Here is a 24,825-nt window from a genome sequence, read left to right on the forward strand (position 1 = left end):
CGGCGCGCGGGCGCCGGACGCTTAGACAAACCCGCGGGCCGCGCTCAATGTCCGGAAAGCTGACCAGAAGCTGCTTCGCTCTTGAAGGTTTCCATCAATCGTCCGTTGCCTCAGCTACTGGCGGGCCCCACGTCTGCAGCGAGAGCGTCTGCAGCGGCATGCCTGCGGTAGGAGCGGATGCTAATGGGGATGAGTGCCAGATAGAGGATGCTCACAACGGTCAGGAACTGCCACGGATAGGCGATGAGCAAAATGGCGGCAAAAACCGCAAAGACCAGCACAGGCAGCACCATGTCTCCGCGGATGCGTCCCATGTGCTTGCCGGAAAAGGTCGGAACGCGGCTGACCATCAAAAGAGCAATCATAGCAACATAAAGCCCAATGGCCAGCGCCCAGCCGTGGCCGTCATCTATTACCCCAAGGAATCCCAAGTAGAGCGGCAGCAGGGCGAGCCCTGCCCCCGCCGGGGCCGGAGCGCCGGTAAAGAACTGATTGGCCCAGGCCGGCTTGTTCGGGTCATCGAGCGCCACGTTGAAACGCGCCAGCCGCAAGGCGCAACAGATCGCCAGCATCAGGGCGATGACCCAGCCCGCTGTACGCAGGCCATTGAGCGACCACGTGTAAAGGAGAATGGCGGGAGCCACTCCGAAGTTCACGAAATCAGCCAGCGAATCCAACTCCGCGCCAAAACGCGACGTTCCCTTGAGAAGGCGTGCAAGGCGGCCATCCACGGCATCGAGAACGACCGCCAGCATCACGCAGGCAACGCCCAGCTCATACCGCCCCTCCACCGCGAGGCGGATTGCGGTGACGCCGCTGCACAAGGCCAGCAACGTGATCATGTTCGGCAGGAGATAGCGGACCGGAACCATGCGGAACCGGCGTTGCCGGTCATCCTGGGCGATGCCGCGATCGAGACTGCCTGGTTCGTCGTTATCCATCAGCTGGTGCGCCCCTGCCGGGAGGATTCCAGGGCATCGAGATCCGCGAGTACGGTTTCCCCTGCCACCGCGCGCTGCCCGATGCAGGCCAGCGTACCGACACCCTTCGGCAGATAGACATCCACACGGCTCCCGAAGCGAATGAGACCGAAACGCTGGCCTGCAACAAGGTGTTCGCCCTCGTTGACGAATTTCACGATGCGGCGGGCAACGAGGCCGGCGATCTGGACGACACCGATCTTCTGACCGTTCGGCCGCTCCAGCGTCAGCGCCTGGCGCTCATTGTCCAGCGAGGCCTTGTCCAGATCGGCATTGACGAAGAGGCCGGGGACGTAAGTGATCCGGCGGATGGCAGCGTCCAGCGGCGAGCGGTTCACATGAACGTCAAAGACATTCATGAACACGGAAATGCGCGTGACCGGCTCACGCGGCAAATCAAGTTCGACCGGAGGGATCACCTCCTCGATGGCGCTGATGCGGCCATCGGCGGGGGAGATCACCAGCCCATCCCGCAGCGGGGTCACACGCTCAGGGTCCCGGAAGAAATAGGCACACCAAAGGGTAAGGATGACGCCCACCCAAGCCAGGGGCCCCGCATGGAGCCAGAACAGCACGAGTGTGACCGCGGCAAAGATCGCGATGAAGCGGTAGCCTTCGCGGTGGATGGGAACGAGCACTTCGGAAACGGATTTGCTGATCGACATGATGGCTGCTCTAGCTTCTCACTTGGGGTTTGGAAAGCGCCTCATGCGGTGAAGCTCGTCTCGCGCTGGCGGGCGGTGTGGTCACGCAGACCAATGACAGCATCGGCATCTTCTTCCACCTCTTTGAGCTTTTCCAGCGCCTCCTCAGCCTGGCGCTGGCGATTCCACATTGCGGCATAGATGCCATTGTCGCCCAGAAGCTCGGCATGGGTACCGCGTTCCGCCACCTGGCCCCGCTCGAGAACGATGATTTCGTCGGCGTCGACCACTGTCGAAAGCCGGTGGGCGATGACGAGTGTGGTACGGTTCTCCGACACTTTCTTGAGCGCTGCCTGGATCTGATGTTCCGTAAAGCTGTCCAGTGCCGATGTCGCTTCGTCCAGGATCAGGATCGGAGGTCCTTTGAGAATGGTGCGGGCTATCGAGACGCGCTGTTTTTCGCCGCCGGAAAGTTTGAGGCCCCTCTCGCCCACGAGCGAGTCATAGCCCTTGGGCAGGCTCATCACGAAATCATGGATTTGTGCCATGCGGGCGGCGTCCTCCACTTCGGCATCCGTGGCATCGGGCCGGCCATAGCGGATGTTGTAGCGGATCGTGTCATTGAACAGCACAGTGTCCTGCGGCACCATGCCGATGGCAGCGCGCAGCGATTTCTGCGTTACATCCGAAATGTCCTGGCCGTCGATCAGCACGCGGCCGCCATTCACATCATAGAAACGGTAGAGCAGACGCGAGATCGTCGATTTTCCAGCACCCGACGGGCCGACGATTGCCACTGTTTTTCCGGGGGGAACACGCAGTGACAGGTTCTTGAGGATCTGGCGCTCGGGATCATATGCGAAGCTGACGTTCTCGAACACAACTTCGGCCGGGCCAACACTCAGTGGCTTTGCACCGGGCTTGTCCGCGATCTCGGCGTTCACTTTCAGAAGCGTGAACATCTGTTCCACGTCGATCAGACCCTGCTTGATCTCGCGGTAGGAAGATCCGATGAAATTCAAAGGCATGTAAAGCTGGATCATCAACGCATTGATCATGACAAAATCGCCCACGCTGCTGGCGCCGGACTTAACCGACAAGGCGGACATGATCATCACCGCGGTGAGGCCAATCGAATAGACCACGGCCTGCCCCGAGTTCAGGACGGAGAGCGACACCCAGGTCTTGACGGCCGCCACCTCATAGCTGTCCATCGAACGGGCGTAACGCCTCACCTCATGCTCTTCGTTGCCGAAGTACTTCACGGTTTCGAAGTTAAGCAGGCTGTCCACCGCCTTGGTATTGGCATCCGTATCGGCGGCGTTCATGTCCCGCCGGATGTTGATGCGCCATTCGGTGGCGGCGTAGGTGAACCAGACATAGGCCACAACGGTAGCCAGGATCACCGCAGCATAAGCCCAGCCATAGGACCAGGCGAGGATTCCCGCCACAAAGGCAATTTCGAGCACTGTGGGAAAGGTGTTGAACAGCGAGAACCGGAGAACCGTGTCGATGCCCATGGTTCCGCGCGAAACAATGCGCGAGAGGCCTCCGGTGCGCCGCTCAAGATGAAATTTGAGGGACAGCGCATGGAGATGGCGGAATGTCCGCACCGCGAGTTCGCGAACGGCCCTCTGGCTGACCTTGGCGAAGATCGCGTCGCGGATCTGGGCCAGCACAACCATCATGATTCGCCCAACGCCATAGGCGAGCACCAGGAAGACGATCACGGTTACAGCCGTCGTCGCGACATCGGCCTTGCCCGTCAGGGCATCCGTTGCATATTTGAAGGCATAGGGGGTCGAAACCGTGACGACCTTGGAGAGAACCAGGGCCACCATGGCCAGAACCACCCGGACCTTCAGGCCCGGGTGCCCTGCAGGCCAGAGATAGGGCAGCATGTCGCGGAGGATGGACCATTCGTCTCCATCCGCCACGATCTGACTGTCTGTGCTGGGGGGCGTCCTACGGCTCATGAATCAAGCATATAGGAAGCCCCGAGGCTCAAAAAAAGCAGAATTTACTGGCCTGTTGCGGCGTTTTCATCGGGCAGCAGCTGATCCCGGCGCTTGGGGTCCACGGTCTCGACTTTCGGCGCCACTTCCGGCGTTTTGAAGACCTGGCCAGGATAGATGAGGTTCGGATTGCGAATCTGGTCCTTGTTGGCCTCATAGAGCGTGGTGAACTTCGCACCATTGCCATAGAGCACGCGCGAGATACGCCAGAGGTTGTTGCCCGGCTGAATGACGATCCGGCCATCCTTGGGCAACGCCGGCGCTGCGGCAGGGCTCGCCGCGGGGGGAGCCGCCGCATCTGACGCCTCAGGCGCCGGGGCGGTGGCCGGTGCTTCTGGTGCAGCGGCCTCAGGAGCGGGTGGTGAAGCCGCTGCCGGCACTGCAGGGGCGGCGCCAGTATCTGGCGTGGTGGCGGCATCGGTCTGGGCCGGCTCGGCTGCGGCGGGAGCGGCGGGAGCGGCGGGAGCGGACGCCGCGGGAGCAGCAGCGGCCGGCTCCGCTGCTGCCTGCACGGGCTGCGATGTGGCGGGGGCGGAGAGCGCCACCTTGCTCTGCTGCTCGCGGAAGAACGGCACTTCGATCCGGTTCAGGACTTTTCCTGCCGAATCGAGCCCGTCGACCCGGAGCGTGTGAACGCCCTGAGACACGTCGGCGGTGCCTGAGAAGTTCCAGCGGCCGTCCGCTGTAACGGTGGCATCGCCCACGATGCTGTTGTCAATATAGAGCCTGGCGATGTTCCCCGGCTCACCCTGGCCCGAGAACACGATGTTGCCACTCGGGTCATAATCCACTGCATCGATGCTCACCATCTTGGCGGGCTTTTCCGCTGTCGCGGCCGTGGTGGCCTCGGTATCCGTTTTGGACGCTGCTTCCGTGCCGGCCGCTGCCGTTGCGGCGGGCGCGGCTGGCGGCTCTGCCACGGTGGGCTTCTGCAGAACCTTGGTGGGCTGGTCAGGGCTGACCACGGCCACGAGAGCTTCCTGCGGCTGGTCGGCGGCGGGCACGATCACGGCGACGCTCTGCTCGGAAGCAACGGGGGCTGCATCACTCTTGCCCTTCGCCTCAAGGGTCAGGGCGCCGCTTCCGGGGGGAAGAGGCTGTTCGGGCACCAGAACAAAGGCACCGCTGCTGTTGGCGGTGGTCTGGCCAATTGCCTTCCCGTCCAGCTTCACGATGACGTCAGACCCGGCAGGCGCTGTTCCGGCGATAACGGCTTCCCCGGTCTTTTCCACGCGTACGGTGTCAAAGGCGGGAACCATCGGCTTCGGGCTGACATTGGAAGATGCTGGCGGTTCTGCTGGCGCAACGGCTGCCTGTTGTGTGGTCTGGCTTTCAGGAGCAGCAGGGGCCGGCGTTTCTGCGGCGGGTGCTGCAGCTTCTGTGGCAGGTGCGGGTTGTTCCGGCGCCACGGGCGCGGCAGGTGCCGCTGGCGGGTTGGCCGTGGTCTCGGTGGAGGTGGCCGGCGCTGGCGTTTCAGCCGGCGCGGTTGTCGCCGCGGGAGGTGCCGGGGGCTGTTCCGCGGGCGCGGGGGCCACGGGTGCGGTTGCGACAACTTGCGGAGCCGGAGCCATCCAGCGGTCTCGCGTCAGCCCGGCAACGCCAGCCGCGGCAACGATTGCGAGCCCGGTCAGCACCAAAATCGGGGTCTTGTTTTGCATGTTTTTGCCGTTCCCAATAGCCTCCACCCCGGGTCAAAACCCCAAGGCGGCGAAAGATCTTGGCCCTTCATAAGCTGCTGTTCCAATTTAGGCAAAGATTTGCGAAGGGTTTTTACAGCCTGCGGCGGGTTGAATCGTCGCGATTCGATGTTTTTGAGGAGTTCGTCCATGAGCCCAGCCCGAAAACTCTGCGTTTACTGCGGATCCGGCAACGGCCGTAACCCCGCCTACATGGCGGCGGCGCGCACGTTGGGAACCGCCATGGCGCAGGCGGGGATTGGCCTGGTCTACGGCGGCGGCAGCCTCGGGCTGATGGGCGAGGTGGCCCGGGCCGTGCTGGACAACAGCGGCCACGTCACGGGCATCATCCCCGAATTTCTCGCCAACCGGGAGCGGATGCTGACGGATGTGAACGAGCTCGTGGTGACGGCCGACATGCATGAGCGGAAGATGACCATGTTCGCCCGCGCCTCCGGTTTCGTGGCGCTTCCGGGCGGCCTTGGCACACTGGAAGAGCTGGCCGAGATCTCGACCTGGGCGCAGCTGGGCCAGCATCAGAAGCCCATCATCCTCTGCAATGTGGAAGGCTACTGGGACCCGCTGGTGACCCTGTTCGACCACATGCGAGCCGAGCGCTTCATCCGCGAGGGGCTGGAGTTCGGGATGGACGTGGTGACTCGCGCTGAAGACGTGGTGCCCGCTTTCGAACACCGGGCGAAGCTCACCCCCGAACTGGTGCCAGAGCAGCCGCTGCTCAACAAGATGTAGGCGCGCCTCAGCCGGCCTGCCGGCGCGTCCAGTCCTCGCGAAGTGCCGCTGCCGAGAAAATGGCGAGCGCCACCCAGATGATGATGAAGGAGAACAGCTTCAGCGGGCTCATCGGCTCGCCAAAGATGAACACGGCTGTGAGAAACACCAGGGACGGCGAGATGTACTGCAGGATTCCCGCCGTCGAATAGCGGATGCGGCGGATGGAGGCGGTGAACAGAAGCAGCGCCGCCGCCGTCATGGCACCGCAGCCCATCAGCATCAGCGTATCGAATGTGTTGGTGCCGAAATGCGCCTCCCCCTTTGACATCAGCCACCCCTGCGCCACCAGCAGTGGCGGCGTCACCAAGGCCACCTCGATCAGGAAGCCCTGCGTCGGTCCCACGGGAATGGTCTTCCGCAGGAAGCCATAGAGGCAGAAAGTCGAGGCCAGCATCAGCCCGAGCCACGGCACATGGCCAAGCGCCCAAGTCTGGATCAGCACAGCGATGGTGGCGAGGCCAAGGGCCACCTTCTGAGGCATGGTGAAACGTTCACCCAGGAAGAGATAGCCCATCACCACATTGAGCAAGGGATTGATGAAATAACCCAGGCTCGATTCCAGAGTGCGGCCCACCTCGATAGACCAGACATAGAAGCCCCAGTTGAACACGATGAGGCAGGATGTGAGGGCAAGAATGGCCAGGTGCTTTGGGTTCATGACGGCCCGCCGCACGTCCGGCCACTGGCCGAAGGCGGTCACGATCGCAGCAGCGATCGGAAGCGCCCAAACCCCGCGATTGACCGCAATCTCGACAGGGGAAATATAGCGGATGAGGCCGAAATAGACAGCCATGCCACCCCAGACGAGATGCGCGGCAACAGCCAGCAGCACGCCGATTTCGGCACTGGTCAGCGAACGGGAAAGGGGTTTTTCGTGGGCCATGGCCATCGTCAGGGCGTTTAGCGGTCAGGACCCCCGCAGGCAAACGGCGGCCCGGCATGGTCGCATGCCCCTTGCGCATGCCGTTCGCTGTCAATCGGTCGCCGAAACTCCCTCCCGCACCAGCTTGTAGACCAGCGCGTCCGAGAGTGCCTGGAAAGAGGCATCCACGATATTGGGGGAGACGCCCACGGTGAACCAGCGGTTGCCCTTCCCGTCCCGGCTTTCGATCAGCACGCGGGTGGTCGCACCCGTGCCACCGTTGAGGATACGGACCTTGAAGTCCGAGAGCTCCATGTCATCGATGTAGCGCTGATATTTGCCGAGATCCTTGCGCAGCGCCACGTCCAGTGCGTTGACGGGACCGTTCCCTTCGCCTGCGTTGAGGTAGACCTGGTCATCCACCTTCACCTTGACCACGGCTTCGGAAATCATTTCATCGTCACGCTGCTCGACGATGACGCGGAAGGAAATCACGTCAAAATATTTGGGAACACCGCCAAGCGCCCGCCTGGCGAGAAGCTCAAAAGAGGCATCCGCTCCGTCATAGGCATAGCCCTGCGCCTCCCGGTCTTTCACATCCCGCAACAGGCCGTCGAGCCGCGGGTCGTCCTTGGCCACCGCAACGCCCATGCGCTGCAGCGCCGCGATCAGGTTGGACTTTCCGGCCTGGTCGGACACCAGAACATTGCGGCGGTTGCCGACCGATTCCGGCGGCACATGCTCATAGGTTTCGGGCTCCTTCATCAGGGCCGAGGCGTGAATCCCCGCCTTGGTGGCAAACGCGCTCTTGCCCACATAGGGCGCCTGCTTGTCGGGCGAGCGGTTGAGCAGCTCCTCAAAGGCACGGGAGATGTGCGTCAGCTGCGAAAGCCGGTCCGCATCGACGCCCGTTTCGAAACGGTCCGCGTAATGCTTCTTGAGAACGAGCGTCGGGATGATGGACACGAGGTTGGCATTGCCGCAGCGCTCGCCGATGCCATTCAGCGTGCCCTGGATCTGGCGGACACCGGCATCAACGGCGGCAAGCGAATTGGCAACCGCCTGCTCCGTATCATTGTGGGCGTGAATGCCGAGGTGGCTTCCCGGCACACTCGTGATGACGGCGCGCACGATCGCGGCCACCTCCCCCGGCAGCGTGCCGCCATTGGTGTCACACAGGACCACCCAGCGCGCCCCAGCCTTGTAAGCCACTTCCGCGCAAGCAAGTGCATAGGCAGGGTTTGCCTTGTAACCATCAAAGAAGTGCTCGCAATCGATCAGCACTTCCTTGCCAGCTGCCTTTGCGGCTTCAACCGTCAGCCGGATCGAGTCCAGATTTTCATCATTGGTGCAGCCCAGCGCCACGCGGACGTGATAGTCCCAGGACTTGGCGACGAAACAGGTGGCGGTGGTCTTCGCCTGCAGCAGCTGCTGCAGCCCGGTATCATTTGAGACTGAACGCCCTGCCCGCTTGGTCATGCCAAATGCGGTGAAGGTGGCCCTGGTGTTCCGCTCCTCCGCGAAGAGTGCCGTGTCCGTGGGGTTGCCGCCGGGGTAGCCGCCCTCAATATAGTCGATGCCCAGCTTATCCAGCAGCTCCATGACGATCAGCTTGTCTTCAAGCGAAAAGTCGATGCCTGGCGTCTGCTGGCCGTCACGCAGAGTGGTGTCGAAGAGATAGAGGCGTTCACGGGACATCAAGCGACACCTTCACAATCAGAGAGCGGCAGGCCGCGCGGCGCTGGCCTTGCGGCCTTGGAGACATGCGCGCTCATCGCTTCACCTCCCAACTGGTGGTGCCATTCTTGTTGTCCTTGATGGCAATGCCCATGGCGGCAAGCGCATCACGAATGCGGTCACTCTCGGCCCAGTTCTTGGCATTGCGGGCCTCGAGACGGGCCGTGATGAGGGCATTGACGGCTGCTGCATCAACGCCCGCCGCTGCCTTGGGTGACGCGAGATTGCCGGTGAAGCCCAAAGCCTTCAGCGTCTCCCCCAGCTCCTTCTGGTGGCCGGGCTTATCGAGCGCGTGCAGCTCCGCGATGGCTTTCGGCGTGTTCAAATCGTCCTTCAGCGCTTCAAGCACGGAGTCCCCGATCGTTCCTTGCTCTGCACCGGCCGAACCCGCAGTGGCGAAGAAGCCTTCGAGAATGCGCCAGCTTTCTTCCAGGCTCTTCAAGGTCCAGTCGATGGGCTGGCGATAGTGTGTTCTGAGCATGTTGAAGCGCAGCACGTCACCTGGCCAGTCAGCCAGAAGCTCGTTGATGGTAAAGAAATTGCCGAGACTTTTGGACATCTTCTGGCCTTCGACCTGCAGGAAGCCGTTGTGCATCCAGACATTGGCCATCACACCATGGCCGAAGGCGCAGCGTGTCTGGGCAATTTCATTTTCGTGATGCGGAAAGACGAGGTCGATGCCGCCGCCATGGATGTCGAAGACCTCGCCCAGATGCTTCCAGCTCATGGCCGAGCATTCGATGTGCCAGCCGGGGCGGCCACGGCCCCAGGGGCTCTCCCAGCCGGGCGTGTTGTCGTCTGAAGGCTTCCATAGCACGAAGTCCATCTCGCCGCGCTTGTAAGGCGCCACGTCGACGCGCGCGCCCGCCAGCATCTCATCCAGCGAGCGGCGGGAGAGCTGGCCATAATCCTTCATCGAGGGCACATCGAAAAGCACGTGCCCGTCGGCCGCATAGGCGTGGCCGGAGGCGATGAGGCGCTCGATGATGGTGACCATCTCCGCGATATGTTCCGTGGCGCGCGGCTCCACCGTGGGCGGCAGCACACCCAGCGCCGAGATATCGGCATGGAACTGCCGCGTCGTCCGCTCCGTCACCTCGCGGATCGAAACGCCCTCCTCCCGGGCCCTGGCGTTTATCTTGTCATCGACGTCCGTGATGTTGCGGACATAGGTCACGTGTTCCTTGCCATAGAGCTGGCGCAGGAGCCTGAACAAAACGTCGAAGACGATGACCGGCCGCGCATTGCCGATATGGGCAAAGTCGTAAACCGTGGGGCCGCAGACATACATGCGCACGTTCGAAGGATCGAGCGGGGTGAACTCTTCCTTGGTGCGGGTCAGCGTGTTGTAGAGGCGGAGCGTCATGTCTTTCCTCAGGCTTGCCGGCCCGGGAACGCTTTATCTTGGATTTTAAGTCAAGCGGCGCCCTGCCAGCGGATGTGTGCTAGCTGCAGATAATAATGCCGCAAATGGCGGCTGTGGCGGGGCGGCAGGTCATGTTGGGCCGCACCATGCGTCAGGCATTGCCCAAGGTCAAGGGTTTGGGCGCCGGGCAGGCGTGCCATGCCGTTTCGGGCCTATCCGCTTTGCCCGCGCTTGGTTAATGCTGCGGGCGGAATCGGGGCAAGGCGTGGCGCAGCAGAAAGTCGGCCAGGCGGCAGTGTGGATGGCGGGCTGGCTGACGGCCACGCTGGGCATGACCATTGCCGGGCGGCAGCTTGCCCAGGAGGTCTCGGTGTTCGAGGTGATGCTGCTGCGAAGCGGCATTGCCTCGCTGATCCTCATTCCCATCGTCATGCTGAACGGCGGATTGCGCGGCAGGCTGTCCCAGCTGAAGCTGCATCTCATTCGCAACAGTGTGCACTATGTCGGGCAATACGCCTGGTTCTCCGCGCTCCTCCTGATCCCCCTGGCGGAGGTGATCGCCATCGAATTCACCATGCCGCTGTGGATCGCGATCCTCGCCACCGCCTTTCTGGGTGAGCGGCTTTACGGCTATAAGGTTGCAGCCCTCATCGTCGGTTTCGGCGGCGTTCTGATGATCGTGAGACCGGGGCTCACGCTGAACGTAGGCCACATGGTGGCGCTGGCGGCAGCCGTGCTTTTCGCCGTGTCGGTGACGCTCACCAAATATATCACCAGGCGTGACTCGGCGCTGACGGTGATCTTCTTCATGTTCACCATGCAGTCCGTCATGGGTGCCGTTCCGGCATGGCTGACATGGGTTTGGCCTTCGCCACACAATTGGCCATGGGTGGCGGTGGTGGCGCTTGCCGGCACCTCTTCCCACTATTGCCTTTCCAAGGCGATTTCGCTGGCGGATGCAACAGTGGTGATGCCGATGGATTTCCTGCGCCTGCCGCTCAGCGCGCTTGCGGGCTATCTCATCTATGCTGAAGGAATAGACGCCTGGTCGATGGTTGGCGGCGCACTCATCCTTGCGGCCAATACCATCAATATCGTGAAAGCGACCAGGGCATGACGAGCGGTGAACACCGGCAGCACCGGATCGGCCTGCTGCTGGCAGCGGGCGCTGCACTGGCGTGGTCCTCTGCTGGCCTCTTCGTCCGCAACATTCATGCGGATCTGATGACCATGCTGTTCTGGCGCGGCATCTTCTCCGGCTCCGCGGTCTTCGTGCTGTTTCTGATGATGGAGCGTGGGCGCAGCCTGGGCATCCTGAGGTCGCTTCGCTGGCCGGCGCTGGGTGTTGCCCTCCTCTCTGCGGCCGGCATGGTGACGGGCATCGGCGCGCTTCGGTTCACGACGGTGGCAGATGCAATGGTGATATACGCCACCGTGCCCTTCGTGACCGCGGCGCTGGCCTTTGTCGCCATCGGCGAGCGGCCATCGCGCTCGACGCTCATTGGCAGCTCATTCGCGCTGCTGGGTGTGGGCGTCATGCTGTGGGGGGGCGAAATCGGGGGGAGCCTCTTCGGGCAGTTCCTGGCGGTTCTGATGACGCTGTCCATGGCGGGCTTCACCACCATCATGCGCAAGCACCGGGATGTTCCCATGCTGCCGGCCATGGCGGCCTCAGCCTGGATCTGCTCGCTGGCCTGCTTCTGGTTCGCCAATCCGCTGTCCATCACCACGCATGATTTCCTGCTCTGTGCGGCCTTCGGCATCGTCCAGAACGCAGCCGGGCTGGCGCTTTACACCTTCGGGTCGAAACGCATTCCAGCAGCGGAGGCCACATTGCTGGCGGCCCTCGAAGTGCCCTTCACGCCCTTGTGGGTGTTCCTGTTCCTCGGTGAAACGCCATCCCTGCAGACGCTTGCGGGCGGCGGCATCGTGCTCACCGCCCTGCTCATGCACATCATTTCGGAATTCCGGCGAAGGCCTGCTGCGATGGCCATGCCGATTGCCGTGCCCTAGCGCTTGGCCGTCTGGCCGAACAGGATTTTCTTTTCCTCGTCCGTCATGGGCTTCGAATAGGAAGGGTTGACGGCGCCATAGACCTTCGCAACCGCGGGGCGCGCCTTGATGGCCTCGAACCAGCGCTTGAGATGGGGGAAGTCATCAAGGTTCTGTTCGTAGCGCTCATAGGGAACGACCCAGGGGTAGGACGCGATATCGGCAATCGAATAGTCGCCCGCCAGGAAGTCCCGGTCCGCAAGGCGCTTGTTCATGACGCCGTAGAGCCGGTTCACTTCCTTGATATAGCGCTCGATCGCATAGGGAATCTTGTCTGCGGCATAGATGGCGAAGTGCCCGGCCTGGCCTGACATGGGGCCCAGGCCCCCCATCTGCCAGAACAGCCATTGCAGCACTTCGGCGCGGCCGCGCAGGTCTTTCGGCAGGAACAGCCCTGTCTTCTCGGCAAGATAGAGCAGAATGGCGCCAGATTCGAAAAGCGATACGGGCTTTCCGCCATCCGCCGGCGAGGTGTCGATGATGGCCGGGATGCGGTTGTTGGGAGAGATCGCCAGAAACTCCGGCTCGAACTGCGCGCCCTTGCCGATGTCGACGGGGTGGAGGTTATAGGCGACCCCCGCCTCCTCCAGGAAAATCGTGATCTTGTGCCCGTTGGGGGTGGGCCAGTGGTAAAGCTCGATCATGGAAGGCTCTTTCCGTAACAGTGGATGTCACAGTTAAGCCGGGCGGAGCTTCGATACAAGCCCCGCCCTGCTCTGGAAAAGCCTATTCCGCTGCTTCGACGATGTCCTCATCGTCGGGCTTTGGGCGCGATGCCATTTCCTTCTTGATTTCTTCCGCCACGAGGAACGCCAGCTCAAGGGCCTGGGCTGCGTTGAGGCGGGGGTCGCAGAAGGTGTGGTAGCGGTCGTTCAGGTCCTCGTCACGCAGGGCGCGCAGGCCGCCCGTGCATTCGGTCACATCCTTGCCTGTCATTTCCACATGGATGCCGCCGGCGTGGGTGCCTTCTGCTTGGTGCACGCTCATGAAGCGGCGAACCTCGGAAAGCACGGCCTCGAACGGCCGCGTCTTGTAGCCAGAGGTGGACTTGATGGTGTTGCCATGCATCGGGTCACAGGACCAGACGACGACCTTGCCTTCGCGCTTCACCGCGCGGATCAGGTCTGGCAGGTGCTTTTCCACCTTGTCCGCACCGAAGCGCGCAATGAGTGTCAGGCGGCCGGGCTCATTCTCGGGGTTCAGCGTGTCGATCAGCCGGACGAGATCATCCGCCTTCAGCGAGGGGCCGCATTTGAGGCCGATCGGGTTCTTCACCCCCCGCATGAACTCGACATGGGCATGGTCCGCCTGACGGGTACGGTCCCCGATCCACAGCATGTGTCCGGACGTGGCGTACCAGTCTCCGGAGGTCGAATCGACCCGGGTCAGCGCCTGCTCATAGCCGAGCAGAAGCGCCTCATGGCTGGTGAAGAAATCGGTGGTCCGAAGTTGGGGGGCCGTATCGGCATTGATGCCGCAAGCCCGCATGAAGCCAACTGCCTCGGTGATCCGGTCGGACAACTCCTGGTAGCGCTCATAGGCCGGCGAATCCTTGAGGAAGTCGAGCGTCCACTTATGGACGTGCTCCAGATTCGCATAGCCGCCCTGCGCGAAGGCGCGCAGCAGGTTGAGCGTCGCAGCCGACTGCCGATAGGCCATGATCTGGCGCTCGGGATCGGGCCTGCGGGACTCAAGCGTCGCCTCAGCCCCGTTAACGATGTCACCCCGGTAGATGGGTAACTCGACGCCGTCGATCGTCTCCGTGGGTGAGGAGCGGGGCTTGGCGAATTGTCCGGCAATCCGGCCGACCTTCACGACAGGCTGACCGCCGGCAAAGGTCAGCACGACGGACATCTGCAGGAACACGCGGAAAAAGTCGCGGATGTTATCGGCTGAATGCTCGGCAAAGCTTTCGGCGCAGTCGCCGCCCTGCAGAAGAAATCCTTTTCCCTCAGCCACGCGGGCGAGCTTCCGCTTCAGCTTCCGGGCTTCACCGGCAAAAACCAGCGGCGGATAGCCTGCAAGCTGCCCCTCAACCGACTGGAGCTTTGCCTTGTCTTCATAGTCCGGCACCTGCACGACCGGGAAATGGCGCCAGCTGTCAGGTGTCCAGTTCGTCGTCATCGAAGTACTCCAGCGGGGGACAAGCCCCTTACCTTATGTTAAATCGGCTTGGCCTATACACGGCTTGCAGCTAGGATTCCAGCCCAACCGAACCTGATCGGACGGCATGCTGAACTTCATCACCCAGGCCCGATGGGGCCAAGCCTACGAGTTCCTGATGTCCGGCAGCCCGCCTGTGTTTGCACAGCTATTGGCGGTCAATGCGATGTTCGTGCTGTTCTTCGCCGTCCGGAGAGCTGCCGATGCAGAGCCATTGAGCGGCATTTTTCTACTTCTAACGCAGCTTGTTTTTCTGGCGGCCAATCTCGTTGTCCTGCTCCAGCGGGAAATTGAGGTCTGGTTCCGCTCTATGGCGTGGTAAGCCGAGGCGCTCCTGGAAGGCCGCCTTGGCGGAGCCGAAGGCGATCTGGCGTGCCACATCCCAGTAACGAAGCCGGGCGAGCGGTATGACATCGCCTGTCGCCGCACAGTGCACGAAATCCCCTTCCCGAAGCACCTGAAAGTCAGCATCGAGGTATTTCACTTTCGCCTCGCGGCGATGTGGTTCGTTAGGGTCAAGAAAGTTCATCATGACGCAATAGGATCCCTCCATGCCTTTTTGATGGCGCCGAAACTTTGGACTTGGCGCTGCGATTGCGTGTAAATTCCCGTCCATGACACATGAAAAGCTACTCGATTCCTACGCCGAACTCGCTGTGCGGACTGGCCTCAACATACAAGCCGGCCAGCAACTCCTCATCACTGCGCCGCTCGATGCCGTCACCCTGGTGCGCCGCATTACCGAGCACGCTTACAAGGCAGGGGCGAGCCTTGTCACCACCATTTACGCGGATGATGAAACGACACTCGCCCGATACCGGTATGCGCCAGATGCAGCTTTTGACACAGCAGCAGACTGGCTGTTCAAGGGCATGGCGGACGCGTTTCGCGGTGGCGCGGCGCGGCTTGCAATAACGGGTGAAAATCCTGCCCTGCTCGCGGGGCAGGACCCAGGGAAACTGTCGCGTGCCAACAAGGCGCGGTCACAGGCCTACCGCCCGGCATTAGAACTCATCACCGGTTTTGCGATCAACTGGTGCGTCATCGCATCGGCGACGCCTGCCTGGGCCAAATCGGTGTTTCCGGGTGTTCCGGAGACCGAAGCCCTGGACCGGCTGTGGCAGGCGATTTTTGCCTGCAGCAAGGCTGACCTGCCAGACCCGATTGCGGCCTGGAAACACCATAATGCGGAGCTGCTCAGGCGGACCGAGTTCCTCAACCAGCGCCGCTACAGGGCTCTCAAATATAGCGGCCCCGGAACGGACCTCATGCTGGGGCTGGCGGAAGAGCACAGCTGGAAGGGCGGCGGTGGCAAGGCGCTCAACGGCGTCTTCTGCAATGCCAACATTCCCACTGAAGAAGTGTTCACCGCTCCTCACCGGGAGATGGTCGACGGCACGGTGTGCTCTTCGAAGCCACTCTCCTACCAGGGCTCGCTCATCGAAGGCATTCGCGTGCGCTTTGAGCGCGGCAGGATTGTGGAGATGACGGCCGATAAGGGAGCGGACGCCTTCCGCGACTTGATCTCGACCGATGAGGGCGCAGCGCGGCTGGGTGAAGTTGCGCTGGTGCCGCATTCATCCCCCATCTCGAAGAGCGGTATCATCTTCAACAACACGCTGTTCGACGAGAATGCCGCAAGCCACATTGCGGTTGGACAGTCCTATACCGAAAACATCCGGGACGGATCAAAGCGTTCGAAGGAAGAACTTGCCGCACTGGGTGCGAATTCCAGCCTCGTCCATGTGGACTGGATGATCGGATCGGCTGAACTGAATGTTGATGGCATTCTCGCGGACGACACCGCAGAACCACTGATGCGCAACGGCGAGTGGGCGATTTGACCGGCTAGAGAAGCCGGCCTTGCTTGGAGCTGTCCTCCCGCACATTGATTTCGCCATCGGCGAACTCAAGCCGCAGGGGTTGCCACTGCTTGATTTCGCCGGCGGAATGCACAGGCTTTCCCTTCTCCGTCCGCACCACGGCAAAGCCCCGCCTGAGCACTGATTTGTAAGAGAGCGACTCAGCAAGCTTTGCCACGCCATCAAACCGCTGGCGCTGGAAGGCGACGAGCCGTGAGAGTGCCTGGCTGGCACGGCGGCCAGATAACTCAAGAGAACGCCGTTCCGAGAGGATTATTGTGCGCAGCGGCGCGAGAGACAGGCGCGGAGCCACACGGTTGAGCCGCGCTCCATGTTCTCGCGTGTTGGCCTTGAGCGCCTGAACGAGACGGCCAGAGGCCGAGTCGAAACGCTGGCGGACCAGTGCGAGGAGTTCATCCGGCCGGGGCAAGGCGCGCGCCGCGGATATGACGCGGGTCCGGCGGTCGTCCATCCCGCGACGTAGTCCGCCCTGCATGCGGGCATGGTGCTTGGCGAGATCGGCAATGAGGTTGGCTCTCACCGGAACGGCCATTTCAGCCGCCGCAGTGGGCGTCGGTGCGCGAAGGTCGGAGGCAAAGTCGATGAGGGTCGTGTCCGTCTCATGGCCCACGGCGGAGATGACGGGAATGGCACTGGCCGCAGTCGCGCGCACCACGATCTCTTCGTTGAAGCCCCACAGGTCCTCGAGCGAGCCCCCGCCCCGCGCCACGATGATAACATCCGGCCTCCGGGCCATGGCGTTGAAACCGGCGATGGCGGCCGCCACTTCGGCCGCACAGCTCTCCCCCTGCACGCGCACCGGCCAGACCAGCACATGGCGGGGGAAACGGTCATTGAGGCGATGGAGTATATCGCGGATGACGGCACCCGTCGGTGAGGTGACGACGCCAATCACCTTCGGCAGATAGGGAATGGGCCTTTTGCGCCCGCTGTCGAAAAGGCCTTCCGCGGCAAGCGTCTTCTTGCGCTCCTCCAGCAGGGCCATCAGCGCGCCCACACCGGCAGGCTCGATGTTCTCGATGACGATCTGGTAGTTTGACTTCATCGGGTAAGAGGTGATCTTGCCGGTGGCGATCACCTCAAGCCCCTCCTGCATCTTCGCGCGCAGCCTGCTGAAGCTGCCGCGCCAGATGACGGCGTCCAGCTTGGCGGCCTCGTCCTTGATGCTGAAGTAGCAGTGGCCGGAGGCCGAAGGGCCCTTGAAGCCCGAAATCTCGCCCCGCACGCGGACATAGCCGAACGTATCCTCCAGCGTGCGCTTCAGCGCGTTGGCGATTTCGGAGACCGAATATTCGCCCGTGTTGGATTTTGGATCTTCAATGATTTCGCCCGTTTCCGGGTCATGATCCCAGATAGTGGACATGAGGAATTCCGCGCTTTGATTCCGCGGCATCAAATGCGAGAAAGCGGGCGAAAGCAAGGTTTGGACCGAAGGTTTTGCGCCATGAACATTCTCCTCATCGGATCGGGCGGACGAGAACACGCGCTGGCCTGGTCCATTGCCGCAAGCCCCTTGTGTGACAGGCTGTTCGTGGCGCCCGGAAACCCGGGAACGGACCAGATCGCCCGCAATGTGGACGTGAAAGCGGCTGACCACGCAGCCGTCATCGCGTTCTGCCGGGCGGAAAACATCGGCCTCGTCGTGGTTGGGCCGGAAGCGCCCCTGGTTGAAGGGCTCGCGGATGATCTCGCCGGCGCCGGCATCAAGTGCTTTGGGCCGAAGAAATTTGCAGCGCAGCTTGAGGGCTCCAAGGGCTTCACCAAGGATATCTGCGCCAGATACGGCATTCCCACCGCAGCCTATGGCCGGTTTACGGAGAAGGCTCCGGCCCTAGCCTATCTTGAGGCGCAAGGTGCCCCCATCGTCATCAAGGCTGACGGGCTTGCCGCCGGCAAGGGTGTTACGGTCGCCATGGACATGGAAACAGCCCGTACCGCAATCGAGGATATTTTCTCGGGCAAGTTCGGCGGGGCGGAATGTGTGATCGAGGCGTTTCTCAGTGGCGAGGAAGCGAGTTTCTTCGTGCTGACGGACGGGAAGAACGCCCTGCCGCTTGCCACCGCACAAGATCACAAGCGCGTGGGCGACGGGGATACAGGCCCCAACACCGGCGGCATGGGCGCCTATTCCCCTGCCCCATGCATGACGCCCGCACTGTGCGAGGAGGCGCTGGAGACGATCGTGAAGCCCACGATCCGCGCACTCTCCGAGATGGGGCACCCCTATGTAGGCGTGCTTTACGCAGGCCTGATCCTGACGAAGGACGGGCCGAAGCTTATTGAGTATAATTGCCGCTTCGGAGACCCCGAGTGCCAGGTGCTGATGTTGCGGCTGAAGGATGATCTCGTCACCCTGCTCCTCGCCTGCTGCGATGGCACGCTCGACAAGGTTTCGGCGCGGTGGTTCGATGATGTGGCCCTGACGGTCGTGATGTGCGCCAAGGGTTATCCGGACGAACCGCTGAAGGGAACCGAGATCCGGGGCCTCGAGGGCGCAGCTGCCATGGAGGGCGTTGAAATTTTCCATGCCGGCACCGCGGCGAGCGAGGGAAAGATTCTGGCCAATGGCGGGCGCGTGCTGAACATCACCGCGCGCGGCGCAACGGTTGCTGAGGCCCGGAGCCGCGCCTATGCCGCGGTGGACCGCATCGACTGGCCGGAAGGCTTCTACCGCCGTGACATTGGCTGGCGCGCCTTGGCCCGGGACGACAACGCCTGAGGCTTGGCGCAAGGCCTGCACTGGGTGTAACCTTCCCTCCATGAGCACGCTGTTCCCCGGCACGCATGAACACCGCCAGAAGATTGCTGGCATCGAGATCTTTGCAAGGATCGGCGGATCGGGTCCGCCACTGCTGCTGATCCACGGCTTTCCGCAGACGCATGCCATGTGGCACAAGCTTGCGCCTGATCTCATGGCGCAGTTCACCTGCGTGATGCCGGACTTGCGGGGCTATGGCTATTCAGAATGCCCGCCCAACGACCCGCAGAACGAAGCCTATTCAAAGCGGGCCATGGCCAGTGATCTGATTGCCCTGATGCGTGCGCTAGGCCATGAGCGCTTTGCCGTAGTGGGCCATGACCGCGGCGCACGCGTTGCCTATCGCATGGCGCTTGACCATCCGGCGGCGGTGGCCAGCCTCACCGTGCTCGACATCGTGCCGACATATGCGATGTGGCATAACTTCACCGTGAAGCTGGCCATGAAGACCTATCACTGGCTCTTCCTGGCCCAGCCGCATCCGCTGCCCGAAATGCTGATCGAGCAGAACCCGGTCGGTTATCTTGACTACACGATCGCGAGCTGGACCAAAAGCAAGGACCTCTCTGCCTTCAGCGAAGACGCCCTTGCGGCCTACCGCCTGCATTACGCCACCCCCGAACACATCCACGCGACTTGCAATGACTATCGCGCCGGCGCCACCAGTGACCTCGCCGCCGACGAACAGGACCGTGCGCGCGGCGCAAAGATCGCCTGTCCGACTCTGGCCCTGTGGGGAAAGGCCGGCATTCCCAGCGAAACGGACGGTCCCCTCGAAACCTGGCGGGAATGGTGCAGCCACGTCGAAGGCCAGGGCATCGATTCCGGCCATTTTGTTGCCGAAGAAAATCCGAAGGCGGCACTGGCAGCACTTCTGCCGTTCCTGACCCGCCATGCGCATTGACCGCCAGGCCGCCTTTTCGGGAACCAGTGCATCTGATGTGAGCAGCGAAGCTCTCGAAGCCTGGCTGGAGCAACATATTCGGGGGTTCTCAGGCCCCCTGACGATCACGCGCTTCAAGGGCGGCCAGTCCAATCCCACCTACAAGCTCACAACACCCGCCAAATCCTATGTGCTGCGGCGAAAGCCCTTCGGCAAGCTGTTGCCCTCTGCCCACGCCATCGAACGGGAATACCGGGTGACCGCGGCGCTTGCGTCGGCTGACTTCCCGGTGGCCCGGCCGCTTCATCTGTGCACGGATCAAGCTGTCATTGGAGCGCCCTTTTACGTCATGGAGCATGCCGAGGGCCGGGTGTTCTGGGAACCGCATGCGCCCGGACTATCCCATGATGATCGTGCAGCGCTGTTTGACTCTCTCAACACGACAATCGCCAAGCTGCACACGTTCGATCCCGCAACACTGGGCCTTGAGGATTTCGGACGGCCCGCCGGCTATGTCGCACGCCAGATCAAGCGCTGGAGCGAGCAGTACCGCGCCTCCGAAACCGAGACGATCCCCGAAATGGACAGATTGATCGAATGGCTGCCCGGCGCCAGCCCGGCCGATTCCGGTGCTGCCATCGTCCATGGCGATTTCCGTCTCGACAATTGCATCATCGATCCTCATGAGCCGCGCATCATCGCCGTTCTCGACTGGGAACTTTCCACCATCGGAGACCCGCTGGCGGATTTCACCTACCACCTCATGCAATGGTCGATGCCGGTTTCGGAAACGGGAGCGGGAGTGGGATCGCTGCTGGGGCATGAGGAAGACCCAGGCGTGCCGCAAATCTCAGACTATATCACCCGCTATTGCAGGCGAACTGGGCGGGCCGGCATTCCCGAGCTTCCGGTCTACATGGCCTATAATTTCTTCCGTCTCGCGGCGATCCTGCAGGGCATTTTGGGCCGCGTGCGGGACGGCACAGCCGCCAATGCGGAAGCCGCTGCCATGGCGCAGCAGGTGCGGCCCCTCGCCCAAACGGCCTGGCGCTTTGCCAGGGAGGCGGGGGCATGAGTGGCCCCAGGATCGGCCTTGCACTGGGTGGCGGCAGCGCCCGCGGGCTTGCACATATTCCGATGCTTGAAGTCTTTGACGAGCTGGGCATCAAGCCTTCCGTCATCGCAGGCTGCTCCATCGGGGCGCTGGTGGGAGCAGCCTATGCGGGCGGAATGAGCGCCCGTGACATTCGCGAGTGGGCCGAAAGGCTGCTGTCCAACCGGCTCAGCGCACTTCGCTATGCCTTTGGCGAGAAGCGCGTCAACCCGTTCGACCTCCTGGCGCTGAAGGGCCTCGGATCGCTGCACCTTCAGGGCGAGGCACTGGCAGGCCTCGTGCTGCCAGGAACCTTGCCGAAGTTGATCGAAGACTTGGCCATCCCCTTCAAGGTCATCGCCACGGACTTCGACACCATGGCGGAGATCGTCCTTCAAGAGGGGCCGCTGGTGACGGCGGTGGGCGCCTCCATCGCCATTCCCGGCGTGATCCTCGGCCCCAAATATGATGGGCATGCATATGTCGATGGCTGCATCACCAATCCGGTGCCCTTCGACCATGCCCGGCAAGGCATGGACATCGTGGTGGCCGTGGACGTGACCGGCCGGCCCCGGCCTGCCACGGGCGCGCATCGCGGCAACATGGAACTGGCCGTGGGTTCGCTGTTCATCCTGTTCCACCAGGTGGCAGGGCTCAGGCGCGCGATCAACCCGCCTGACATTTATATCCGCCCTGCCCTGGATGGCTTCTCCGGAGGCGATTTCTTCCGCATCAAGGATGTGATGGTCCAGGCAGGCCCTGCCAAGGACCAGCTGAAACGCGAGTTGGAAGCGCGTATTCTGGCAATCGCCTAGCGCTGTCAGTTGAGATCAAACCGCAATTCACCCGCCTCTTTTTCCGTCACGGCACTGAGAATGATCGCTCGATGCTCTAGCGTCTGGCCCGGAAGAACGCCCGCAGCATGTCCTTCGCCTGAACTTCGCCAATACCGCTGTAGACATCCGGCGCGTGATGGCAGGTGGGCTGTGAGAAAAACCGGCCGCCATGCTCGACCGCCCCCATCTTCTCATCACCCGCGCCAAAATACAGCCGGCGGATCCGGGCAAAGGAAATGGCCCCCGCGCACATGGCGCAGGGCTCGAGCGTCACATAGAGGTCGCAGCCGGTCAGGCGCTCAGACCCCAGCAGCTCTGCTGCCTTACGGATTGCCAGCATCTCGGCATGCGCCGTCGGGTCCTTCCGCTCCAGCGTCCGATTGCCGGCGCGGGCGATAATGGCGCCTGAGCCGTCCACCACAGCTGCCCCCACGGGCACCTCCCCACGGGCGGCGGCGGCCTCGGCTTCAAGGAAGGCGGCCTGCATTGGGGCTGGCAGTTTCAAGCGCATCGTGCCACATGAAGCGATCATGGGTGCCTGGTCAAGATGAGCGAATTCGAGGGTGAACGCATCGCCAAGGTGATCGCCAGGGCGGGCCTCTGCTCCAGGCGCGATGCGGAGCGTTTGATCGCGGAAGGCCGGGTCAAGATGAACGGCAAGCTGCTCACCTCCGCTGCCACAAATGTGACGGCCAAGGACGTGATCCAGGTCGACAATCTGCCGCTCCCTCAGAAAGACGAAACACGGCTGTGGCGTTACCACAAGCCGGCGGGTCTCGTCGTGTCCAACCATGACCCGCAGGGGCGCCCCACCGTTTTCGAGAAGCTCCGTGAGCAATTGCCACGGGTTCTGTCCATCGGCCGGCTGGACATCAACACCGAAGGTCTGCTGCTGCTCACCAATGACGGCGAGCTGGCGCGCTTTCTCGAACTTCCCGCCACCGGCTGGATCAGGCGCTACCGGGTGCGGGCCTTCGGCCACGTCGAGGAAGCGGCGCTGAAGAAGATCGAAAAAGGCGTGGAGATCGAAGGCGTGCGCTATGGCCCTGTGGAAGCCAGGATCGAGCGGGTGCAGGGCGATAACAGCTGGCTCACCATCGCCATCACCGAAGGCAAGAATCGGGAGGTCAAACGCATCTGCGAGCATCTGGGCCTGCAGGTGAACCGCCTGATCCGCACCGCCTTCGGGCCCTTCCAGCTGGGTGAGCTTGCCCGCGGCGGCATTGAGGAAGTGCCCACACGCGCCATGAAGGCAAGCGTTGGCGAGAAATTCTTCAAGAAGGAAAACGATGCGCATCGTCGGTGGAAAATTCAAAGGCCATAGCATTGCGCCGCCGCATGGCTCTGCCACGCGGCCAACCAGCGACCGTGTCCGTGAGTCCGTTTTCAACATACTCGCACATGGCATCCACGGGCTTGAGCTTGAGGGCGCCCGTGCGCTTGACCTGTTTGCAGGCACTGGCGCCATGGGCCTCGAAGCCCTGTCACGCGGCGCCCGCTTCTGCCAGTTCGTGGAAGACAGCAGCGAGGCACGCGGGCTCATTCGCAAGAATGCCGACGCGCTGGGCGTGATCGGACTTGCCAAAATCTGGCGGCGCGATGCAACACGCCTCGGCCCATGCGCACCGCAGCCAAAGTTCGACCTGGTCTTCGCCGACCCGCCTTACGGCAAGGGACTGGGCGAACAGGCCCTTGCGGCACTCGTCGCGGGGGAGTGGCTGAACCCGGGCGCCATCGTCGTTCTTGAAGAATCCGAGGCCTCCGCCATAGCACCCGTCGATGGCCTCACGCTGATCGACGAGCGCGATTATGGTGCGACAACGATCCGATTCTACCGGCAGGGACAGTCATGAAAATTCGCAAGCTTGAGACATTCTGCAATGAGTTCGTCGGCTTCGTCCGGGTCACGTCAGACACGGGCGACCAGGGCTGGGGCCAGGTCTCGACCTATAATTCGGATATCACCTGCGAGATCTTCCACCGCCAGGTGGCGCGCCATGCGCTGGGCACCGATGCTCTTGATTTCGCGGATACGCTGGAGATCATCAGCGAGCGCGAGCACAAATATCCGGGCTCCTATTTGCGCCGCGCCATGACCGGGCTTGATACCGCATTGCTCGACCTCAGGAGCAAGCTGGAGGGAAAGCCCGTCACCGCGCTCTTCGGCGGAACGCCGGGCAAGCTTCGCGCCTATGCCTCTTCCATGAAGCGGGACATCACCCCAGAAGATGAGGCAAGGCGGCTGTGTAAGCTTCGCGACGAGAAAGGCTTCGACGCCTTCAAATGGCGTGTCGGCTCGGAATGCGGGCGTGACAAGGACGAGTGGCCAGGCCGCACGGAGGCGATCGTACCCACCGTGTCCCGCGCGCTGGGAGACGGCGTGGCGAAGCTCGTCGATGCCAATTCCTGCTATTCGCCCAGGCGCGCCATCGAGGTTGGCCGCCTTCTGGAGGCTGAAGGCATCGGCCATTTCGAGGAGCCCTGCCCCTATTGGGAATTCGCCCAGACCAAGCAAGTCACCGATACGCTTTCAATCGATGTAACGGGCGGCGAACAGGATTGCGAATTCACCACCTGGGGCACCATGATCGGCATGCGCGCGGTGGACGTGGTGCAGCCGGACGTCATGTATCTGGGCGGCATGCTGCGCAGCTTGCGGGTGGCGAAGATGGCGGAAGAGGCGGGGCTGCCGGTGACGCCGCATGCCGCCAATCTCTCCCTCGTCACCATGTGCACCATGCATTTGCTGCGGGCGATCCCCAATGCGGGCAAGTATCTCGAATTCTCCATCGAGGAAGAGGATTACTATCCCTGGCAATATGACCTCTTCCTGGGCGAGCCCTACCGGATCTCCGATGGCAGGGCGGAGGTCACGGATCAGCCCGGATGGGGCGTCGAGATAAACCCCGCCTGGCTCGACCGCGCGCAATACAAGGCGAGCGAGGCGGGTTAGACCTCAAGCCCGTCATCGCCCGGACTTGATCCGGCGATCCCCCTCCTTGGCGTCCGGAGAGGATGGCAACAGGCCACCAAACAGATTCACAATGTCAATCAGCAGAAAGCACGATGTAGGCTTTCTAGCATA

At 62.3% G+C, this 24,825-nt stretch carries 23 protein-coding genes; 11 read left to right on the forward strand and 12 right to left on the reverse strand.

Annotated elements, in window-relative coordinates:
* Positions 1–110: 110 nt before the first annotated feature.
* Genes ACO06F_RS05055 through ACO06F_RS05070 form a run of 4 tightly spaced genes read right to left on the reverse strand, consistent with a single transcriptional unit; the run spans position 111 to position 5,297 of the window.
* Positions 111–941 carry a CDP-alcohol phosphatidyltransferase family protein gene (locus ACO06F_RS05055; protein ID WP_421695596.1) on the reverse strand — a complete coding sequence of 277 codons (831 nt, stop codon included), beginning with the start codon at positions 939–941 and terminating at the stop codon, positions 111–113.
* A complete protein-coding gene (locus ACO06F_RS05060) occupies positions 941–1,645 on the reverse strand; it encodes a phosphatidylserine decarboxylase (RefSeq protein ID WP_421695597.1) in 705 nt (234 codons plus the stop codon). The genes ACO06F_RS05055 and ACO06F_RS05060 overlap by 1 nt, the downstream gene beginning before the upstream one ends.
* Before the next feature lie 41 nt (positions 1,646–1,686).
* A complete protein-coding gene (locus ACO06F_RS05065) occupies positions 1,687–3,600 on the reverse strand; it encodes an ABCB family ABC transporter ATP-binding protein/permease (RefSeq protein WP_421695598.1) in 1,914 nt (637 codons plus the stop codon).
* Positions 3,601–3,644: 44 nt separating this feature from the next.
* Positions 3,645–5,297, reverse strand: coding sequence for an Ig-like domain-containing protein (locus ACO06F_RS05070; RefSeq protein ID WP_421695599.1), 1,653 nt, complete (start codon positions 5,295–5,297; stop codon positions 3,645–3,647).
* A 168-nt stretch (positions 5,298–5,465) separates the two neighbouring features.
* Between ACO06F_RS05070 and ACO06F_RS05075 the strand changes: the two genes are divergently transcribed.
* Entirely contained in the window at positions 5,466–6,065 is a 600-nt protein-coding gene (locus ACO06F_RS05075; protein ID WP_421695600.1) for a TIGR00730 family Rossman fold protein, read from the forward strand.
* A gap of 7 nt (positions 6,066–6,072) precedes the next feature.
* Here the strand turns inward: ACO06F_RS05075 and rarD are convergent, their stop codons facing one another.
* The 3 genes from rarD to cysS form a co-directional block, all read right to left on the reverse strand.
* Entirely contained in the window at positions 6,073–6,990 is a 918-nt protein-coding gene (gene rarD / locus ACO06F_RS05080; protein WP_421695601.1) for an EamA family transporter RarD, read from the reverse strand.
* Between the two features lie 90 nt (positions 6,991–7,080).
* A complete protein-coding gene (gene cimA, locus ACO06F_RS05085; RefSeq protein WP_421695602.1) occupies positions 7,081–8,667 on the reverse strand; it encodes a citramalate synthase in 1,587 nt (528 codons plus the stop codon).
* Positions 8,668–8,740: 73 nt separating this feature from the next.
* Complete coding sequence (cysS, locus tag ACO06F_RS05090) at positions 8,741–10,072, reverse strand: cysteine--tRNA ligase (protein WP_421695603.1); 1,332 nt, start codon at positions 10,070–10,072, stop codon at positions 8,741–8,743.
* A gap of 265 nt (positions 10,073–10,337) precedes the next feature.
* Between cysS and ACO06F_RS05095 the strand changes: the two genes are divergently transcribed.
* Together ACO06F_RS05095 and ACO06F_RS05100 are read left to right on the forward strand one after the other, a co-directional pair.
* Entirely contained in the window at positions 10,338–11,189 is an 852-nt protein-coding gene (locus ACO06F_RS05095) for a DMT family transporter (RefSeq protein ID WP_421695604.1), read from the forward strand.
* Positions 11,186–12,085 carry a DMT family transporter gene (locus ACO06F_RS05100; RefSeq protein ID WP_421695605.1) on the forward strand — a complete coding sequence of 300 codons (900 nt, stop codon included), beginning with the start codon at positions 11,186–11,188 and terminating at the stop codon, positions 12,083–12,085. The genes ACO06F_RS05095 and ACO06F_RS05100 overlap by 4 nt, the downstream gene beginning before the upstream one ends.
* On the opposite strand, the gene ACO06F_RS05105 is transcribed toward ACO06F_RS05100, so the two are convergent.
* The 3 genes from ACO06F_RS05105 to ACO06F_RS05115 form a co-directional block, all read right to left on the reverse strand.
* The gene (locus ACO06F_RS05105) at positions 12,082–12,768 is read right to left on the reverse strand and encodes a glutathione binding-like protein (protein ID WP_421695606.1); all 687 of its coding nucleotides are present in this window, start codon (positions 12,766–12,768) and stop codon (positions 12,082–12,084) included. The genes ACO06F_RS05100 and ACO06F_RS05105 overlap by 4 nt on opposite strands.
* Positions 12,769–12,850: 82 nt before the next feature.
* Entirely contained in the window at positions 12,851–14,248 is a 1,398-nt protein-coding gene (locus tag ACO06F_RS05110) for a class II 3-deoxy-7-phosphoheptulonate synthase (protein ID WP_421695607.1), read from the reverse strand.
* A gap of 274 nt (positions 14,249–14,522) precedes the next feature.
* Positions 14,523–14,819, reverse strand: coding sequence for a DUF2093 domain-containing protein (locus tag ACO06F_RS05115; RefSeq protein ID WP_421695608.1), 297 nt, complete (start codon positions 14,817–14,819; stop codon positions 14,523–14,525).
* An 82-nt stretch (positions 14,820–14,901) separates the two neighbouring features.
* Between ACO06F_RS05115 and ACO06F_RS05120 the strand changes: the two genes are divergently transcribed.
* Entirely contained in the window at positions 14,902–16,131 is a 1,230-nt protein-coding gene (locus tag ACO06F_RS05120; protein ID WP_421695609.1) for an aminopeptidase, read from the forward strand.
* 4 nt (positions 16,132–16,135) lie between these two features.
* Here the strand turns inward: ACO06F_RS05120 and xseA are convergent, their stop codons facing one another.
* Positions 16,136–17,533 carry an exodeoxyribonuclease VII large subunit gene (xseA, locus tag ACO06F_RS05125; RefSeq protein WP_421695610.1) on the reverse strand — a complete coding sequence of 466 codons (1,398 nt, stop codon included), beginning with the start codon at positions 17,531–17,533 and terminating at the stop codon, positions 16,136–16,138.
* Positions 17,534–17,614: 81 nt separating this feature from the next.
* Between xseA and purD the strand changes: the two genes are divergently transcribed.
* The 4 genes from purD to ACO06F_RS05145 are packed head-to-tail and all read left to right on the forward strand — an operon-like array spanning position 17,615 to position 21,719.
* Positions 17,615–18,889, forward strand: coding sequence for a phosphoribosylamine--glycine ligase (gene purD / locus ACO06F_RS05130; RefSeq protein ID WP_421695611.1), 1,275 nt, complete (start codon positions 17,615–17,617; stop codon positions 18,887–18,889).
* 40 nt (positions 18,890–18,929) lie between these two features.
* Positions 18,930–19,832 (forward strand): alpha/beta fold hydrolase, encoded by a 903-nt coding sequence (locus ACO06F_RS05135; protein ID WP_421695612.1) that lies wholly within the window; start codon positions 18,930–18,932, stop codon positions 19,830–19,832.
* Positions 19,822–20,886 (forward strand): phosphotransferase family protein, encoded by a 1,065-nt coding sequence (locus tag ACO06F_RS05140; RefSeq protein ID WP_421695613.1) that lies wholly within the window; start codon positions 19,822–19,824, stop codon positions 20,884–20,886. The genes ACO06F_RS05135 and ACO06F_RS05140 overlap by 11 nt, the downstream gene beginning before the upstream one ends.
* Complete coding sequence (locus ACO06F_RS05145; protein ID WP_421695614.1) at positions 20,883–21,719, forward strand: patatin-like phospholipase family protein; 837 nt, start codon at positions 20,883–20,885, stop codon at positions 21,717–21,719. Before ACO06F_RS05140 ends, ACO06F_RS05145 begins: the two co-directional genes overlap by 4 nt.
* 76 nt (positions 21,720–21,795) lie before the next feature.
* Here the strand turns inward: ACO06F_RS05145 and ACO06F_RS05150 are convergent, their stop codons facing one another.
* A complete protein-coding gene (locus ACO06F_RS05150) occupies positions 21,796–22,251 on the reverse strand; it encodes a nucleoside deaminase (protein WP_421695615.1) in 456 nt (151 codons plus the stop codon).
* Between the two features lie 36 nt (positions 22,252–22,287).
* Between ACO06F_RS05150 and ACO06F_RS05155 the strand changes: the two genes are divergently transcribed.
* From ACO06F_RS05155 to ACO06F_RS05165, 3 genes are read left to right on the forward strand one after another with little or no spacing between them, the layout of a single operon-like run.
* On the forward strand, positions 22,288–23,064 hold the full coding sequence (locus tag ACO06F_RS05155) for a pseudouridine synthase (RefSeq protein ID WP_421695616.1): 777 nt from the start codon (positions 22,288–22,290) through the stop codon (positions 23,062–23,064).
* The gene (gene rsmD, locus ACO06F_RS05160) at positions 23,030–23,593 is read left to right on the forward strand and encodes a 16S rRNA (guanine(966)-N(2))-methyltransferase RsmD (RefSeq protein WP_421695617.1); all 564 of its coding nucleotides are present in this window, start codon (positions 23,030–23,032) and stop codon (positions 23,591–23,593) included. The genes ACO06F_RS05155 and rsmD overlap by 35 nt, the downstream gene beginning before the upstream one ends.
* Positions 23,590–24,693, forward strand: a complete 1,104-nt coding sequence (locus ACO06F_RS05165; RefSeq protein WP_421695618.1) for a mandelate racemase/muconate lactonizing enzyme family protein — start codon at positions 23,590–23,592, stop codon at positions 24,691–24,693. Before rsmD ends, ACO06F_RS05165 begins: the two co-directional genes overlap by 4 nt.
* The last annotated feature ends 132 nt before the right edge of the window (positions 24,694–24,825 follow it).

The sequence above is a fragment of the Aestuariivirga sp. genome (assembly GCF_965227715.1).
Classification (GTDB): Bacteria; Pseudomonadota; Alphaproteobacteria; order Rhizobiales; family Aestuariivirgaceae; genus Aestuariivirga.